Source organism: Roseovarius sp. EC-HK134, from assembly GCF_902498815.1.
Lineage (GTDB): Bacteria > Pseudomonadota > Alphaproteobacteria > Rhodobacterales > Rhodobacteraceae > Roseovarius > Roseovarius mucosus_A.
Genome location: NZ_LR701543.1, coordinates 63,952 through 77,630, shown reverse-complemented (window position 1 = coordinate 77,630; position 13,679 = coordinate 63,952). Strand labels below are relative to the sequence as shown.

14 protein-coding genes and 1 pseudogene are annotated in these 13,679 nt (G+C 59.8%); 8 read left to right on the top strand and 7 right to left on the bottom strand.

Translation table 11 applies throughout. From position 1 onward, the window contains the following. Positions 1-6 precede the first annotated feature (6 nt). Complete coding sequence (locus GC127_RS03095; protein ID WP_254699975.1) at positions 7-1,245, bottom strand: efflux RND transporter permease subunit; 1,239 nt, start codon at positions 1,243-1,245, stop codon at positions 7-9. A gap of 26 nt (positions 1,246-1,271) precedes the next feature. Next, the gene (locus tag GC127_RS22710) at positions 1,272-1,430 is read right to left on the bottom strand and encodes a transposase (RefSeq protein WP_199861189.1); all 159 of its coding nucleotides are present in this window, start codon (positions 1,428-1,430) and stop codon (positions 1,272-1,274) included. 207 nt (positions 1,431-1,637) lie between these two features. Between GC127_RS22710 and GC127_RS03090 the strand changes: the two genes are divergently transcribed. From GC127_RS03090 to GC127_RS03065, 6 genes and pseudogenes are all read left to right on the top strand, one after another. Further along, on the top strand, positions 1,638-2,228 hold the full coding sequence (locus tag GC127_RS03090) for a L,D-transpeptidase (protein WP_151976384.1): 591 nt from the start codon (positions 1,638-1,640) through the stop codon (positions 2,226-2,228). Between the two features lie 83 nt (positions 2,229-2,311). Next, entirely contained in the window at positions 2,312-2,887 is a 576-nt protein-coding gene (locus GC127_RS03085; protein WP_151976382.1) for a L,D-transpeptidase, read from the top strand. 110 nt (positions 2,888-2,997) lie between these two features. Next, positions 2,998-3,732 (top strand): DsbA family protein, encoded by a 735-nt coding sequence (locus GC127_RS03080; protein WP_254699974.1) that lies wholly within the window; start codon positions 2,998-3,000, stop codon positions 3,730-3,732. Between the two features lie 126 nt (positions 3,733-3,858). Beyond that, a pseudogene (locus GC127_RS03075) lies at positions 3,859-4,062 on the top strand (DUF411 domain-containing protein); the annotation flags it as partial. A gap of 203 nt (positions 4,063-4,265) precedes the next feature. Then, positions 4,266-5,017, top strand: a protein-coding gene (locus GC127_RS03070; RefSeq protein ID WP_199861167.1) for an IS5 family transposase whose coding sequence is annotated in 2 segments (ribosomal slippage) — positions 4,266-4,596 and positions 4,596-5,017 — 753 coding nt in all. Because the reading frame shifts where the segments join, the coding sequence is not laid out codon by codon here. A 154-nt stretch (positions 5,018-5,171) separates the two neighbouring features. After that, complete coding sequence (locus GC127_RS03065; RefSeq protein WP_151976599.1) at positions 5,172-5,837, top strand: L,D-transpeptidase; 666 nt, start codon at positions 5,172-5,174, stop codon at positions 5,835-5,837. Positions 5,838-5,876: 39 nt separating this feature from the next. Here the strand turns inward: GC127_RS03065 and GC127_RS23070 are convergent, their stop codons facing one another. Continuing rightward, on the bottom strand, positions 5,877-6,146 hold the full coding sequence (locus GC127_RS23070) for a hypothetical protein (protein ID WP_151976380.1): 270 nt from the start codon (positions 6,144-6,146) through the stop codon (positions 5,877-5,879). Positions 6,147-6,525: 379 nt separating this feature from the next. On the opposite strand from GC127_RS23070, the gene GC127_RS03050 reads away from it, so the two are divergent. Both GC127_RS03050 and GC127_RS03045 read left to right on the top strand, forming a co-directional pair. Next, the gene (locus GC127_RS03050) at positions 6,526-8,712 is read left to right on the top strand and encodes a cation-translocating P-type ATPase (RefSeq protein WP_151976376.1); all 2,187 of its coding nucleotides are present in this window, start codon (positions 6,526-6,528) and stop codon (positions 8,710-8,712) included. Positions 8,713-8,812: 100 nt separating this feature from the next. Beyond that, positions 8,813-9,289, top strand: coding sequence for a murein L,D-transpeptidase family protein (locus GC127_RS03045; protein WP_037929730.1), 477 nt, complete (start codon positions 8,813-8,815; stop codon positions 9,287-9,289). Positions 9,290-9,292: 3 nt separating this feature from the next. On the opposite strand, the gene phnE is transcribed toward GC127_RS03045, so the two are convergent. Genes phnE through GC127_RS03025 form a run of 4 tightly spaced genes read right to left on the bottom strand, consistent with a single transcriptional unit; the run spans position 9,293 to position 13,588 of the window. Beyond that, positions 9,293-10,051, bottom strand: coding sequence for a phosphonate ABC transporter, permease protein PhnE (gene phnE, locus GC127_RS03040; RefSeq protein ID WP_037929575.1), 759 nt, complete (start codon positions 10,049-10,051; stop codon positions 9,293-9,295). Further along, complete coding sequence (locus GC127_RS03035) at positions 10,051-10,833, bottom strand: phosphonate ABC transporter ATP-binding protein (protein WP_037929578.1); 783 nt, start codon at positions 10,831-10,833, stop codon at positions 10,051-10,053. The genes phnE and GC127_RS03035 overlap by 1 nt, the downstream gene beginning before the upstream one ends. After that, positions 10,830-11,705: a phosphate/phosphite/phosphonate ABC transporter substrate-binding protein gene (locus tag GC127_RS03030; protein ID WP_151976374.1), complete on the bottom strand. Its 876-nt coding sequence runs from the start codon at positions 11,703-11,705 to the stop codon at positions 10,830-10,832. The genes GC127_RS03035 and GC127_RS03030 overlap by 4 nt, the downstream gene beginning before the upstream one ends. Then, positions 11,705-13,588 carry a cytochrome c peroxidase gene (locus GC127_RS03025; RefSeq protein ID WP_254699973.1) on the bottom strand — a complete coding sequence of 628 codons (1,884 nt, stop codon included), beginning with the start codon at positions 13,586-13,588 and terminating at the stop codon, positions 11,705-11,707. Before GC127_RS03025 ends, GC127_RS03030 begins: the two co-directional genes overlap by 1 nt. Between the last annotated feature and the right edge of the window lie 91 nt (positions 13,589-13,679).

The window sequence follows — 13,679 nt, the reverse complement described above, 5'->3', positions numbered from 1 at the left end:
TTGCCCTTATTCTGCGGCCCACCCGAGGGCCAAATCAGGCACTGTACCGGCTTGCTTCAGGCTCCACCCTTTGATGATGGCATAAACCGCCGGAATGACGATCAGGGTCAGCAAGGTTGACGACACCATTCCCCCGATCATGGGCACTGCGATGCGCTGCATGATCTCGGACCCGGTGCCATGCGCCCAAAGGATCGGCATCAGGCCGGCCATGATTGCGACAACTGTCATCATCTTGGGGCGCACGCGGTCTACTGCACCCACCATGATCGCGGCGTAGAGCTCGTCGCGGGTCAGGTCCCTGTCGCCCGCGCGGGCACGCGCTTCATTCAACGCCTGATCGAGATAGATCAACATGATCACTCCGGTTTCAGCCGCCACCCCGGCCAGCGCGATAAACCCGACGGCCACCGCAACCGACATGTTGAAGCCCATGAACCACATGAGCCAAATGCCACCGACCAGAGCGAAAGGCAGCGACAGCATCACGATCAAGGTTTCCGTCAGGCGGCAGAAGTTTAGGTAAAGTAGCAGAAAGATCAGCGCCAGCGTCAGCGGCACAACAGCGGCCAGCCGCTGTTTCGCGCGTTCAAGGTATTCGAACTGACCGCTCCAGCCCAAAGAATAGCCGGGTGGCAGAGTGACGGAGGCCGCGACCGCCGCCTGAGCTTCGGCCACATAGCCGCCAAGATCGCGTCCGACGATATCGACAAAGATATATACGGCAAGCTGTCCGTTCTCGGTGCGGATCGACGTAGCTCCGCAGGTGCGTTCAATAGTGGCCACGTCCCCCAGCGGAATGGTGCCACCGCCCGGCAGTGCAACCTGAACCTCGCGTCCAATCGCCTCCGGATCAGACCTCAGTGTCGCCGGATAGCGCATTGCGACGTCGTAGCGCTCGCGCCCCTCGACGGTCTGCGTGATGGCCTTGGCCCCCAACGCCATGCCGATTACCTCTTGCACATCCTGCACCGACAGACCGTAGCGGCCAAGCGCTGTACGGTCCGGGGTGATGTCGAAGTAATAGCCGCCGATCACCCGTTCGGCATAGGCGCTGGTCGTTCCGGGCACCGTTCGTACCACGGCTTCGACCTCACGGGCGACCTTTTCCATCTCGGTCAGGCTGGTGCCGAAGACCTTGATCCCCACAGGCGTGCGGATGCCGGTGGACAGCATGTCGATGCGCGGCCGGATCGGCATCGTCCAGGCGTTCGATACGCCGGGAAATTGCAGGGCGGCATCCATTTCCTGCCGAGGCTGTTGATTTCCACTCAGAAGCGACCCGGGCAGGCATATAATTTCCATTGAGGGGGCATCGTTGAGTGAACCCCAAATCGACTGGTCAACTCGCTGACCGTCTCTTCGCCATTCAGCGCCTCTAATGCGACCTTGGTCTTAAATTCTGGGCGATGCTGCTTCCGTTTCGACATGTCAGATCTCCTTCGTGTTGAAGATCAGCAGACTACAAATCGCAGCTTACGCCAGTGTCCGAATTTCGGGGAGAATCTCAGACGCTATCACTCGCCTGTCGAAAATCTCAAAATTACTGACCTCACATTTTTGTGATATTAAATTGGTTGAACCTCCAGTGGGTGAAGGTTGTATGAACCGGAAAAGTTTAGTTTGAGGGTAGTGGAATGAAGTTTGTAAAAGATGCGGCTATCTCGCGGCGCAGTATCCTGCTTGGAGCAGCGGCGAGCGGCCTCACTCTGAAAGCGGGCACCGCATTTGCCCAAAACACGCCTCCGCTAGCATCACCGGTTGTACGTAGGAACTCGTCCGGTTTTGCTGTCGCGAATTGGGAGGATCACTTCGACAACCTGAAACATGGGGTAATACTCTGCGATATAGATTCCCGAGCGGTGCAGTATTGGTCCGAAGACCAAAGCGTTTATAAGCTTTATCCTTCCAGTGTGCCTGAGTCCGAAGATCTTACCAAACGCGGGTACACTAGCGTGATCAAAAAAGTGGAGGGACCAAGCTGGCGCCCAACTCCTTCAATGAAAATCCGCAATCCTGAATGGCCCGACTACTTTCCACCTGGTCCTGATAATCCTTTGGGCACGCACGCTCTCTACCTGTCATGGCAGTATTATCGCGTCCACGGGACAGGAGATACGCGGAAGATTGGCCGCCGATCATCAAATGGGTGCATTGGTCTTTATAACGAACATATCAAAGAATTGTTCGCTTTGGCCGAAGTAGGAACACAAGTCAAGCTGTTTTGATCCCGCACTTCGCATGACTTGTTAAAGTCTGATCTCGTGTACCAGCGCTCATTCTACGTTCACTACTCGAAAGCCATAGTTTCATGAAACGAAGAAAATTTCTCCTTGCCACCGGGGCTGTCGGTGCTTTGTGCAGTCAGCCCGTTTCAGCTCATGTAGTGCTGCCAAAGTATGATTTGCCGCCGGAGTATTTGCCTCAAGTAGTAAGCATCCCAGGAGGCGCTGATCCCTACGAAATTCATGTTTTCCCAAGCCAGTTTGCCCTCTTCTGGACCCAACCTGACAACACTGCAATTCGCTATACCGTTGGGATCGGTCGCCCGGGTCTTTATGAGGCAGGCGAATTCTATGTTGGGGCAAAGAAGGAATGGCCCAGCTGGACACCGACCCCGGGCATGTTGCGTCGTGAGCCTCAGAAATATGGTCCCTTACGAAATGGAATGCCTGGCGGTCTGAGCAATCCTCTAGGTGCGCGGGCCCTCTACCTTTTTCAACCGGGTCGTGGCGATACCTTTTTGCGTGTGCATGGCACAAATGACCCAACCACTATCGGCCGTGCAGTCTCGAACGGGTGCGCCAGATTGGTGAACGATCAGATTGTCCAATTTTATGATAAAGTCCCGCTGGACACCCGTGTGATCCTATACCCCGCAACTTAGAACACTGCCTTGGCGAGATCAGCGTGTTTTGGTAGCTTTTCAGCAGAAGATTTCCTAGGGAAGATAACTCAATCACCCCGGATCTCTCTCAATCCTAGGAAGGATTTAAGATGTTATTAGCGCGACGCGGCCTGTCGAAAATTGTTCTTGCAACAGTATTAGCAGCATTTCCTGTTACTACTGTGGCCGCACAAGAGCTCAATGAAGCAGATATCAAGCGTCTCGCACTTGAAGCGATCTTGGAAAAACCCGAAATTCTGATCGAAGCGCTTTCAATCCTTCAGGAACGTGAAAATGTAGCGCTCGCCGAAGCGCAGACTGACGCCCTGTCTGAGTTGCGCGATGATTTCGAACAGAATGCTCCGATCTTCGGGAACTTGGATGGCAGCGTCACGCTAGTCGAATTTTTTGATTATAACTGCGGATATTGCCGCCGCGCGGCACCTGAGGTCAAAGCGGTACTGGAGGCAAGCAAGGATGTCCGCATTATTTATCGTGAATTCCCAATCCTAGGGCCCGGTTCCGAAGTTGCGGCGCGCGCGTCACTTGCCTCGAGAAATCAAGGTAAATATCAGCAGTTTCACGAGGCAATGATGGCATTGAACGCGCAAGCCGTTGAAGCAAGCGTTATGAAAATTGCAGGCGATGTGGGGCTCGATCTCGAAATTTTGAAAACAGATATGCAATCTGATTCAGTGAGTGATCACATTGCTGACTCTCTGCGTTTCGCAGAAGCTTTGGGTATAACTGGAACGCCGACGTTCGTATTGGGTGACGAAATAATCCCCGGTGTGATTGAGCGTGGCACACTTCTTGAAAAGATAGCAGAACTCGTCCCCGAGTGAAAGGGGGGACGATTATGAGATCGGCCCTTATAGCCCTTGATCTTCCACCCGCTGGAACCCCTATCTCCGAAGTTATCTGGAGCAAGAGGTCTCACTATGGAAAACGAAAAGTCATTAACCTTCGGCGGCTATATGATCGAAGGCCACGTCCCGGTCGCCGACATTCGCCGTCTGTTGGATGAGCGCCCAAACGCTGTTGGCCTTGAAGTCCCCGGTGTGCCTTACGGATCGCCAGGGCATGGGCCAGAATCGGAACGTGAGGCCTATGTTGTACATTTGGTCAATCGAGAGGGGACCACGGAGCCGTTCACAAACTACGAGGCAGCCTGAACTCGAGACGGTGACAATGAAGGGCGGTTGAGGTCAGAGGTTTTTGAACTGACCTAGGCACCAAGGGTTGTCCATACGTAAGTTGCGAAAACACATGCCCGTGCGGGATCAATATTTTTCTTGAACCTCTAGGGGCTGTTGACGTTCAGGGTTCCTATTTGTTGTGAGTTCTGATTCAAGGTTGCAAACAGAGGAGAGCAGCCTTGACCCGTCATGTCTTGACCGACGCCCAATGGGCGGTCATCGAACCTTTCTGCCTTGGCAAGACCACAGATCCCGGCCAAACCGGACGCGATCCACGTCTGTTCATAGAGGCTGTGTTGTGGATTGTGCGAACCGGTGCGCAATGGCGGGAACTGCCCGTCGAATTCGGGAAGTGGAATTCTGTCTTCAAGCGGTTCCGGCGGTGGGTGAAAGCTGATGCTTTCTACAACATGTTCAGAACCTTGGCTGCGGACGCCGACTTCGAATACGCGATGATCGACGGCTCCATCGTCAAGGTCCACCGCTCCGGCCAGGGCGCAAAAGGGGGACTCAGAGCCAGGCCATAGGGGCCTCGCGCGGCGGCATGACGACTAAGATCGTTGCCCTGACCGACGCGCTTGGCAACCTTGTCGACTTCCGCCTGTTGCCGGGGCAAGCGCATGACCTGCGCGGCGTGCCTGAGCTGATCGACACGCTCGCCGCAGATCACCTGCTCGCGGATCGCGCCTTCGATGCCGATTGGCTCCGAACCGCGCTGTCCGAACGGAGCATTACACCAGTCATCCCGCCGAAATCCAACCGCCGCTTTCCTGCCGAGTTCGACAAGGAAACCTACAAATGGCGGCATCTGATCGAAAACCATTTCGGAAAGCTCAAGGAAAACAGAGGCATCGCCATGCGCTCGTGCAAGACCGACCAGAGCTTCAAGGCCTTCATTTCACTGGCCGCATCAATCATTCAACTCAGATGAACGTCAACAGCCCCTAGTAACTTTAAGAGTTAAGGCATCGATAACGGTCGGCCCCATGGAGCATAGTCGTCTGTAATAACTTGACTCCTTCCTAGGCAAAAAAATTCGGGATGTGGGTTGGATCGCCGCCAATAGCGTGAAAGGAACAAGAAAGATGCTGACAAGACGACATTTCATCCAGACGACCGCTGCACTTTTCTCCGCGTCTATCTCAAGTCCGCTCCTCGCTGACACCTGGCCCACTGAAGCGGAAAAGGGTGCTTGGGATGCACAGGTAACACCGCCGGGCTATAACCCAGCCACATCAAACCCGTGGGGCCTACACCCGCGCTTTCTGCCGCAGCGGGTTGTAGCTAAAGATGGTCTTGTGGCCGGTGACATTCATGTCGACGCCGTGGCGCGCTATCTTTACCATATCGAGGAAGGCGGCACTGCGATGCGCTATGGCGTCGCGATCGCTCGCGGCAAACTTTATGAGCCTGGTGTCTACACGATCAAGCGCAAGGTCAGGTGGCCGCATTGGCAGCCAACTCAGAACATGATTAACCGCGACCCGGAGCTCTACGCCGACATCGCTGACGGTATGGAACCCGGACCTGAGAACGCGCTCGGGTCACGGGCGCTTTATCTCTATGTCGGGGACCGAGACACCTATCTGCGCATCCACGGTACACCACAGCCGCGAAGCATCGGCGGACGAGCAAGTTCCGGTTGCGTCCGGATGGTCATGGCGCACATAAACGATCTGTACCCAAACGTGGAGATTGGCTCGACGGCGTTCCTATATTCGGCCGAGGACAGCGTGACTCCGCAGAGTTGACCCAAGGCGCGTCGTCAGTCCGAAGCTCGAACGTGCCAATCAGGATTGGCGCGCGACGCAGATGGGATTGCCGCCCGGCGATCGCAACGGGACCAAGGTCGTTTCAACCGGCCCATTATGCTCATACCAATAGCAATTATCTTCGGGACGTAGCCGTGCCGCGTTAAGATCTTGGTCGGGTGCAGCGAGGGCTGCGACAGACTCTGGAATATTCCCGATCCTGAATGGATCGTTGTCTTCCTTCGGAGGCACCGCACAGCCAGCCAGGGCCAATGTTGCAACCATGATCACCGCATATTTTTGAAGCATATCTATCTCACTCTTTGGCAGGTCAGCCGCGTCTTCAGACTTAGCGGCGCGTTTGAAGGTTCCGCAGGTCGGTGTCCTTATTTGACCAAGTTTTGGTTTTAGCTCTTGAAGCTCTAGTTACTGTAGGGGCTATCTCAATGTGGAATGAACGAATCCCGAGGTCAATCCCATGTCTTCCAATGGCCAACGCCACGACCACAAGCACAGCTCTGACTGCAGTCACGATCATGGTGATGATCACAAACATGCGAGCGGAGTTTCCCACTCTAATGGAGAAGGTGCTGCGTGCTGCGGTGCTGGAGCCAACACGGGACCGGCACAACCCATCCCGTCGAATGGACGAAGTTTTCAAGTCTCCGGTCTGGATTGTGCCGAAGAGGTGGCGATTCTGAACAGGGTTGTCGGTCCAAAAGTTGGCGGAACCGAGCATCTTGCGTTCGACGTCATCAACGGACGGATGACCATCCTCGACAGCGCCGAGAGGATACCAGACGACGAAGTCACGCAGTTGGTCGCGACGACCGGCATGAGCGCGAAGCCGTGGGATGCCGACAACGCAGCAGAGGACCAGGCGGCGCATCTGGCACGTCAGAAGCGCTTTACCTCGTTGAGCGGCGGCTTCTGGGCAGCGGGATTCCTTTTCCACATTGTCGAGACCGGCATGGGCGGCGCGCTCGGGCTCTTTGCGGGGCATGGCGAGGTGCCGATGCCTATGGCGGAAGCAGGGCTCTTCGCCGTCGCAATTCTTTTTGGCGTCTGGCTTGTCGCGCCCAAGGCCTGGTCTTCGGCGCGAAGGCTTAGCCCCGACATGAACTTGCTCATGGTGGTGGCCGTAGCGGGCGCCATCGGCCTCGGCGAGTTCTTCGAGGCCGCGACGGTCGCCTTCTTCTTCTCGCTCTCGCTTTTTCTGGAGAGCTGGAGCGTGGGGCGGGCGCGTAATGCGGTTTCCGCGCTCCTCGATCTGGCGCCGCCAACGGCGCGGGTTCTTTACGACGACGGATCGGAAGCCGACGTTCCGGCCGCTGCCGTGGCAGTCAATGCAAGGTTTATCGTGCGCGGCGGCGACCGGATTCCCCTCGACGGTGAGGTCGTGGACGGGGCAGGGGCCGTCGATCAGGCCCCGATTACTGGGGAAAGCGCACTGGTACCAAAGGAACCCGGCGACGAGGTCTATGCCGGCACGATCAACGGCGAGGGCACACTGACGGTGCGGGCGACGAAGGCCGCCTCGGACACGGTGCTCGCAAAGATCATCCGAATGGTGGGCGATGCTCATGCCCGCCGAGCGCCGGTCGAGCAGTGGGTCGCGAAGTTCGCACGCATTTACACACCGATCGTGATGGCGATGGCGATCGCCATCGCGTTGGTTCCACCTCTCCTGTTGGGCGGTGCCTGGAACTACTGGTTCTACAATGCGCTGGTTCTGCTGGTCATCGCCTGCCCCTGTGCCCTTGTCATCTCGACACCGGTCTCCATCGTCGCGGCGCTCACCGCTTCGGCGCGTGCTGGCGTGCTCATCAAGGGAGGCGCCTATGTCGAAGCGCCAGGGCGCACCACGGCACTGGCGATGGACAAGACCGGAACGATCACCATGGGCGAGCCCGAGGTGGCGGCAGTTCACCCACTGGGCGGCACCTCCGCACGCGATCTCATGATGCTGGCAGCAAGTCTAGAGGCGCGGTCCTCGCACCCGCTTGCGCGCGCCATCCTCGCCCGCGCCGAAGCCGATGGTGTTTCTGTGTCTGCCGCAGAGGACACACGCACCGTGCCCGGGCGCGGGCTCGAAGGGCGCGCCGATGGGTGCGCTATCTGGCTCGGTTCGGATCGGTTCGCCGAGGAGAAAGGTTTCGGCAATTCCATTCCGTCGGATCTGCGGGAGCGGATCGAAGGGGCAGGGAACACCCTCGTTGCCGTGGGTGACGAGACCGGCGTGACCGGCGTACTAGAGCTTCGCGACCGCATCCGCCCCGATGCCAAGGGAATCGTGGCGCGGCTGCACGCGCAGGGAGTGAAAACGATTGTGATGCTGACAGGCGACAACGAACGCACCGCGCGTGCCGTGGCGGCCGAGGTCGGCATTGACGAGGTGCGCGCCGAGCTCTTGCCAGAAGACAAGGTGACAGCCATCGAAGAACTCGTCGCGAACCACGACATGGTCGCGATGATCGGTGACGGTGTGAACGACGCACCGGCCATGGCGCGGGCGCACTATGCCATCGCCATGGGGGCTGTAGGATCGGACGCGGCCATCGAGACGGCCGATATCGCGCTGATGACCGACGATATCGGCAAAGTGCCGTGGCTCATCGGCCACTCTCGCCGGACAATGACAATCATCCACCAGAATATCGGCATATCGTTGGCGACCAAGGCGCTGTTCGTCGGGCTGACCGCGTTTGGCATGGCCTCGATGTGGGGCGCCATCGCAGCGGATGTGGGCGTATCCCTGTTGGTGGTCGCCAATGCGCTGCGGCTTTTGAACGGCCATCGGATCAAGGACGGGCCCTCGGGCGGTGAACCGGTGGGCGAGCAAATAGCGAAGGAAGCACTGGCGCACGGTCATTGATCCGACGTCTTCGGTAGAGTAACGTCTGTTATCAAGCAGACCTCGCAAAAAGGGGCGTCGAGCAGTGACAAACACCAAATTTCCGCGGCGTGCCTTTCTGATGGGCGGATTGGTTGCCTTTCTATCAGGCTGTGCCAGCAAGTTCCGGTCGTACAACGGACCCGAAGTGACCCGGCTGCGCATGTATAAGGCACAGCGGTTTCTGGTTCTGGACGGAACGGATGACGTCTTGCGGACCTATCCCATCGGATTAGGCTTCGCGCCCGAAGGTCACAAGCAGTTCGAGGGGGATGGCCGTACGCCGGAGGGCTCCTACGTGATTGACCGGCGCAACCCAGACAGCCTTTTTCACCTCTCCATCGGCATCTCATATCCCAACGCCGCAGACATCGCTTTGGCGCAGGCTGAAGGAAAGTCGCCCGGTGGCGACATTTTCATCCACGGCGGACCGCGCAAGGGGATCGACCCAATAAATGTCCGCGACTGGACGGCAGGCTGCATCGCCGTCACTGACCGCCAGATCGAGGAAATCTATGCCATGGTCAGGGACGGGACGCCGATCGACATTTACGCCTAAGGATCAGGTGAAGCGGCGCCGCATCGCGACGTTAATCGCCTCAATGGCGATGACCATGACGACGACGGCAACCGTGACGCTGGCCGCCTTGTCATACTGGAAAGAGCGCACGTAGGTCTGGATGTAAAAGCCGATCCCGCCCGCGCCGACAATCCCGAGGATCAGCGACTCGCGCAGGTTCAGTTCGAACCGAAAGATCGTGTCGCGGGCGACGACCGGTGCCATCTGCGGCCAGATCGCATGTCTGAGCCGCACGAGCGGTCCAGCGCCCGCGCTTTCCAGTGCGGCGATAGGCGCGCGGGACACGCCGTCGATCGCCTCGGCATAGAATTTGGCGAGCATCCCCGTCGCATGAAACGCGACCGCGATGATGCCGGGCAGCGGCCCGAGCCCGACAGCGCCCACCATGAGCATGGCCACCAGGATCAGCGGAATCGCCCTGATGAAAGCAAGCAGCGTTCGAACCGGCCGAAAAACTGCACGCGCTACCATCGTCTCGGACGCCAGAATGCCGAGTGGGATTGACAGGATCACCGCGCCGAGAGTGCCGAGGATCGCGATCCTCAGCGTTTCCGCGCTGCCCTTCTTGATCTCGGCCATCACCGTCGGGTCAGGCGGAAACATCCGACCAAGAAAATCGGCGATCCGCGGACCGGCGGACATGAGACGCGACAACTCGACGTTGGCCGTGGCGAAGGACCACAGGATCGCGCCGGCGATCAGGGCGCTTGTCGCGTACCCGCCGAATTCGCGAAACCGCATCAGGACACCGCCCGGAGGCCGGTACCGGGCATTGGTTCTGTCTCCCTGTAGAGATCCGCTGTTGCAGCCTCGTTCAACTCGGGGGTCGGCACGTCAAAGACGATCCGCCCGCCGCGAATGCCGATGATACGCTGCGCGAAACGCCGCGCCAGGTCAGGCTGGTGCGAGGAAAACAGCGCCGTCGCTCCGCGCGCCCGCGCCGCCCCGGTCAGCAGCGAGAGGATTTCGCCGGCGCGGGCGGGGTCGAGACTGCTCACCGGCTCATCGGCGAGGATCAGACGCGGTTCCTGGGCCAGACAGCGCGCGATGGCCACACGCTGCCGCTGACCGCCGCTGAGACTGTCGACCCGGCGCCCGGCGAGATCACCAATGCCGCAATCGGCAAGGGCTGCGCGCGCAATCTCCAGATCATGCGCGGTTGGTGATCCCAGCAGGGCCCGTAGGGGGGGCATGCGTCCCAGGCGACCATTGAGGACGTTGCGCAGAACCGTGGAGCGTTCGACCAACGCAAACTCCTGAAACACGAAACCGCTATCCGGACGGCGCACACGCGGCGGCGGCTGGTCGGGATCGAGCGGTGCCCCCAGAACCGATACCCGCCCGCTCCAGCCCCGGAGCCGGCCGTCGAGCAGTGCCAGCAGGGTCGTTTTCCCTGCCCCGGATGGGCCCAGCAAAGCGACGCTTTCACCCGCCGGAATCGTAAGCGAAACCCGTTCCAGCGCCGGGAGGTCCGTTCCCGGATGGGTAAAGCTCAGGTCGTCGATTTGGGCGGCAATGCTCATTCCAACAGCCCGTATCGGCGCGCCATGTCGCGCACGCCGTCGTAGGCGGCGGAGTCGGACCTGACATAGCCGTCCGGGCCGTAGAGATAGCGCAGCTTTTTGCGGTTCTCTGGTGCGTTGAGCCGCAGCATCGCGTCGATGAACCGGTCCTGAAGGCCGGCGTCGAGCCCCGGGCGTGCGATCACGAGGTGACTCGGGATTGGCTCGCTTTCCACGATCCAGGTTACTTCTGCCTGCTGCCGCGGCGTCAGAAGCAGATCGGCGTATTGGCTGGCGCCTGCGGCATCGACCAGACCCTCGGCCATCGCTTGCATCGCCTGCTGGTAGCCGCCCGCGAAGAAGACGCGGCCGAAGAACGCATCCGCCGCGGTGGGGCCTTCGATCAGCCCGGCCTTAACGAATTCGGCGAGCGGATAGAGATAGCCCGATTCCGAGATTGGATCAGCGAAGGCAATGTTACGCCCGCGCAGGTCGGCGAGCGAGCCGATGCCGCTGTCGCGGCGCACGAAGATGCGGCCCGTGTAACTCGGCGCGTCGCGGTAGACCTCGGACAGAAGCGGCACGGCACCGATCTCGGCCTCGGCCAGAACGAAGGGCAGGGCGCCCATGAAGGAAATATCTGCATCGCCGTTTCTCAGTGCCTCGACCGCGGCGGCGTGGTCGATGGTGACGAACCCTTCGACGGGGACGCCGACCTCACTGGCCAGCCAGCCGGTGATGGCCTCGATATCGCCCAGCAGCTTTTCCGGGTTCTCTTGCGGGATGAAGGCTAGCCGCAACCTGACGTCCTGCGCGGTGAGCGGGGTCGCCAGAGACATAGCGCTCGCGCTGGCCAGAAGCAGGGCCGTTCTGCGGTTCACGTGCATCGCCATCAAAAGGCCCTCGCTTCGACTGTATCGGCCTCGGTCTGGAACGCGCTCCAGCTTGCTTCGGCGGCTGCCCAGTCGCCGTCACGCACGGCGGCGCCGACATCGGCCAACCGCCCGGCCAACGCGTAGACCTCGGGACGCGCAGCAAGGTTCGACATGGTACTGGCGTCGGCTGCAAGGTCGGCGGCCACGGTGTCGGTCAGCAGCAGGATATGCTCCGCGTCCCGCCGCGGAAGCAGCGTATCGAGTGTCGAGGCGAAGGTCGTCAGTTCGGAGAATGCCAGCCGGAAGGCGGTGTTCTCGGCGTCGAAAGCTTCATAGGGCTCGTCCGCCGCGCCCACGGTCTCCAGATAGGCGGTCAGGTCGGCGCGTTCCTCGTCGGTCAACTCAAGAGCTTTCGTCTCGTCGAACCAGTCTACGACTGCCGCCAGGGTCGGCAGCGATCCGTCATGGAAATAGGGCGCGGTATAGGCGGTGCCGAGCAGGGTGGGGGTGTCCAGCGCACCAGCACGGGCGCCTTCATAGGCCGGCGCAACGGAGCCGATGTCGTGCGCCTGTCGGTCCAGGAAGTTGGCGTCCGGCATATGGCAACTGGCACAGGAGCGGTCGCCGAGTCCCGCGAAGGGCGTGTTGAAGATCGCTTCGCCGCGTTGCGCGGCCTCTGGGGCCGACTCGGTCAGTTGGCCGTCCGGTGTCAGCATGGAGTTGGGTAGGAAGTCGAACTCGAGCATGTAGGCGACCAGCGCGTCCATCATGAAAGGCGTCGGCTCCGCGCCGCCGAACTCGTTGACGACAACGTTGCGGGTGAAGTCGCGCAGGGAGGCAAAACGACCGTCGCGGCCATAGGGCCCGGTGAAACGCAAGCCGCGAAGGCTCGGGATGTCGAGCGGGTCGCTACGCCGGTCGTTGAAGATTGGGTTGAAAAAGGCGCCGTCGACGTCGATCGCGCCCGGCTGGTGACTGGCACCCGGAATGAACAGCCGTTGGTTGACGTCCGAACGGTTGTGACAGGTCGAGCAGGCGAGACCGAGATCGCGCGCCGGGCTTCCGAAGATTTGCGCGCTGTCGAACAGCATGTCGCCGTAGGCCACGAGCGGCAGATCGGTCTCGTCAATGCCCTGTTCCTCGAAATTGAGAACAAGCCGAGGCAACGGATCCTGGTCGAATATGTCGGAGCCGGGCGGCAGGCTTGGCGGCACCTCGATGGCGCGACCGCTGAGTATCGCAGTTTCCGGCAAGGCGCTCAGTGTCTGGCGAGGAGCAAAATCGGCAATGAGGTAGTTCTCCGCAATGTAACCGGAGATGACCCTGCGCGCGGCTGCCATCGTGTCGCGGTCAGCGGATGTGACGCCCGCGCCCAGGACCCCTGCGGAACCCGTACTGCTGTTCAACTCCAGCCAGGCAAGGCCGATCTGCCGCGCAACATCAGGCTCGGCGGTGGCGATACCGTCCGCAAACGCGCGATAGAGTTCCCGAGCTGTCCGCACGGCCTGCTGCGCATGCGCCGGGTCTTCGGCCGCAACAGCCCGGTTCAGTTCCTCTTCGATCCTGAGCGCTATGAGCCGCGTCGCCTCTGCAAAGACCGCCTGCCGGTCTTCATGCGTGATCGCGTTCAGAAGCTGGGCAGCGTCAATGTCGCTTTCGCGATCCAGCCACGCCAGGGCACCGATGGAGAATTCCGAACCCCGGTAGGGTTCCCTCCAGGCGGTCTCAATATCATCCCAGGGCAACGGCTCGAGATTTCCAAGAAAGAGCGTCAGCCGGTAGGCCCCCGCCTCGGGAAGCCAGGGGGTCTCCTTAGCAGGTGTTGCGGCCGCAGGTCCGGACAGGACGAGCACACTGGCCAACGTGGCGAGCAGCACTCCCAGGAAATTTCGTATCACCATAACCTCCAGAGACAAAAGTTAGACATGGCTAACTTATCTACCCTCAGCAAACAAGTTGTCAATCCCGCTGTTTCGCTGCAAAGTCCCAAGT

Bases quoted from the DNA above. Each gene is read 5' to 3' on its own strand.
- GC127_RS03095 (WP_254699975.1), bottom strand. From the start codon at position 1,245: ATGGATGCCGCCCTGCAATTTCCCGGCGTATCGAACGCCTGGACGATG.
- GC127_RS22710 (WP_199861189.1), bottom strand. From the start codon at position 1,430: ATGTCGAAACGGAAGCAGCATCGCCCAGAATTTAAGACCAAGGTCGCA.
- GC127_RS03090 (WP_151976384.1), top strand. From the start codon at position 1,638: ATGAAGTTTGTAAAAGATGCGGCTATCTCGCGGCGCAGTATCCTGCTT.
- GC127_RS03085 (WP_151976382.1), top strand. From the start codon at position 2,312: ATGAAACGAAGAAAATTTCTCCTTGCCACCGGGGCTGTCGGTGCTTTG.
- GC127_RS03080 (WP_254699974.1), top strand. From the start codon at position 2,998: ATGTTATTAGCGCGACGCGGCCTGTCGAAAATTGTTCTTGCAACAGTA.
- GC127_RS03065 (WP_151976599.1), top strand. From the start codon at position 5,172: ATGCTGACAAGACGACATTTCATCCAGACGACCGCTGCACTTTTCTCC.
- GC127_RS23070 (WP_151976380.1), bottom strand. From the start codon at position 6,146: ATGCTTCAAAAATATGCGGTGATCATGGTTGCAACATTGGCCCTGGCT.
- GC127_RS03045 (WP_037929730.1), top strand. From the start codon at position 8,813: ATGGGCGGATTGGTTGCCTTTCTATCAGGCTGTGCCAGCAAGTTCCGG.
- phnE (WP_037929575.1), bottom strand. From the start codon at position 10,051: ATGCGGTTTCGCGAATTCGGCGGGTACGCGACAAGCGCCCTGATCGCC.
- GC127_RS03035 (WP_037929578.1), bottom strand. From the start codon at position 10,833: ATGAGCATTGCCGCCCAAATCGACGACCTGAGCTTTACCCATCCGGGA.
- GC127_RS03030 (WP_151976374.1), bottom strand. From the start codon at position 11,705: ATGGCGATGCACGTGAACCGCAGAACGGCCCTGCTTCTGGCCAGCGCG.
- GC127_RS03025 (WP_254699973.1), bottom strand. From the start codon at position 13,588: ATGGTGATACGAAATTTCCTGGGAGTGCTGCTCGCCACGTTGGCCAGT.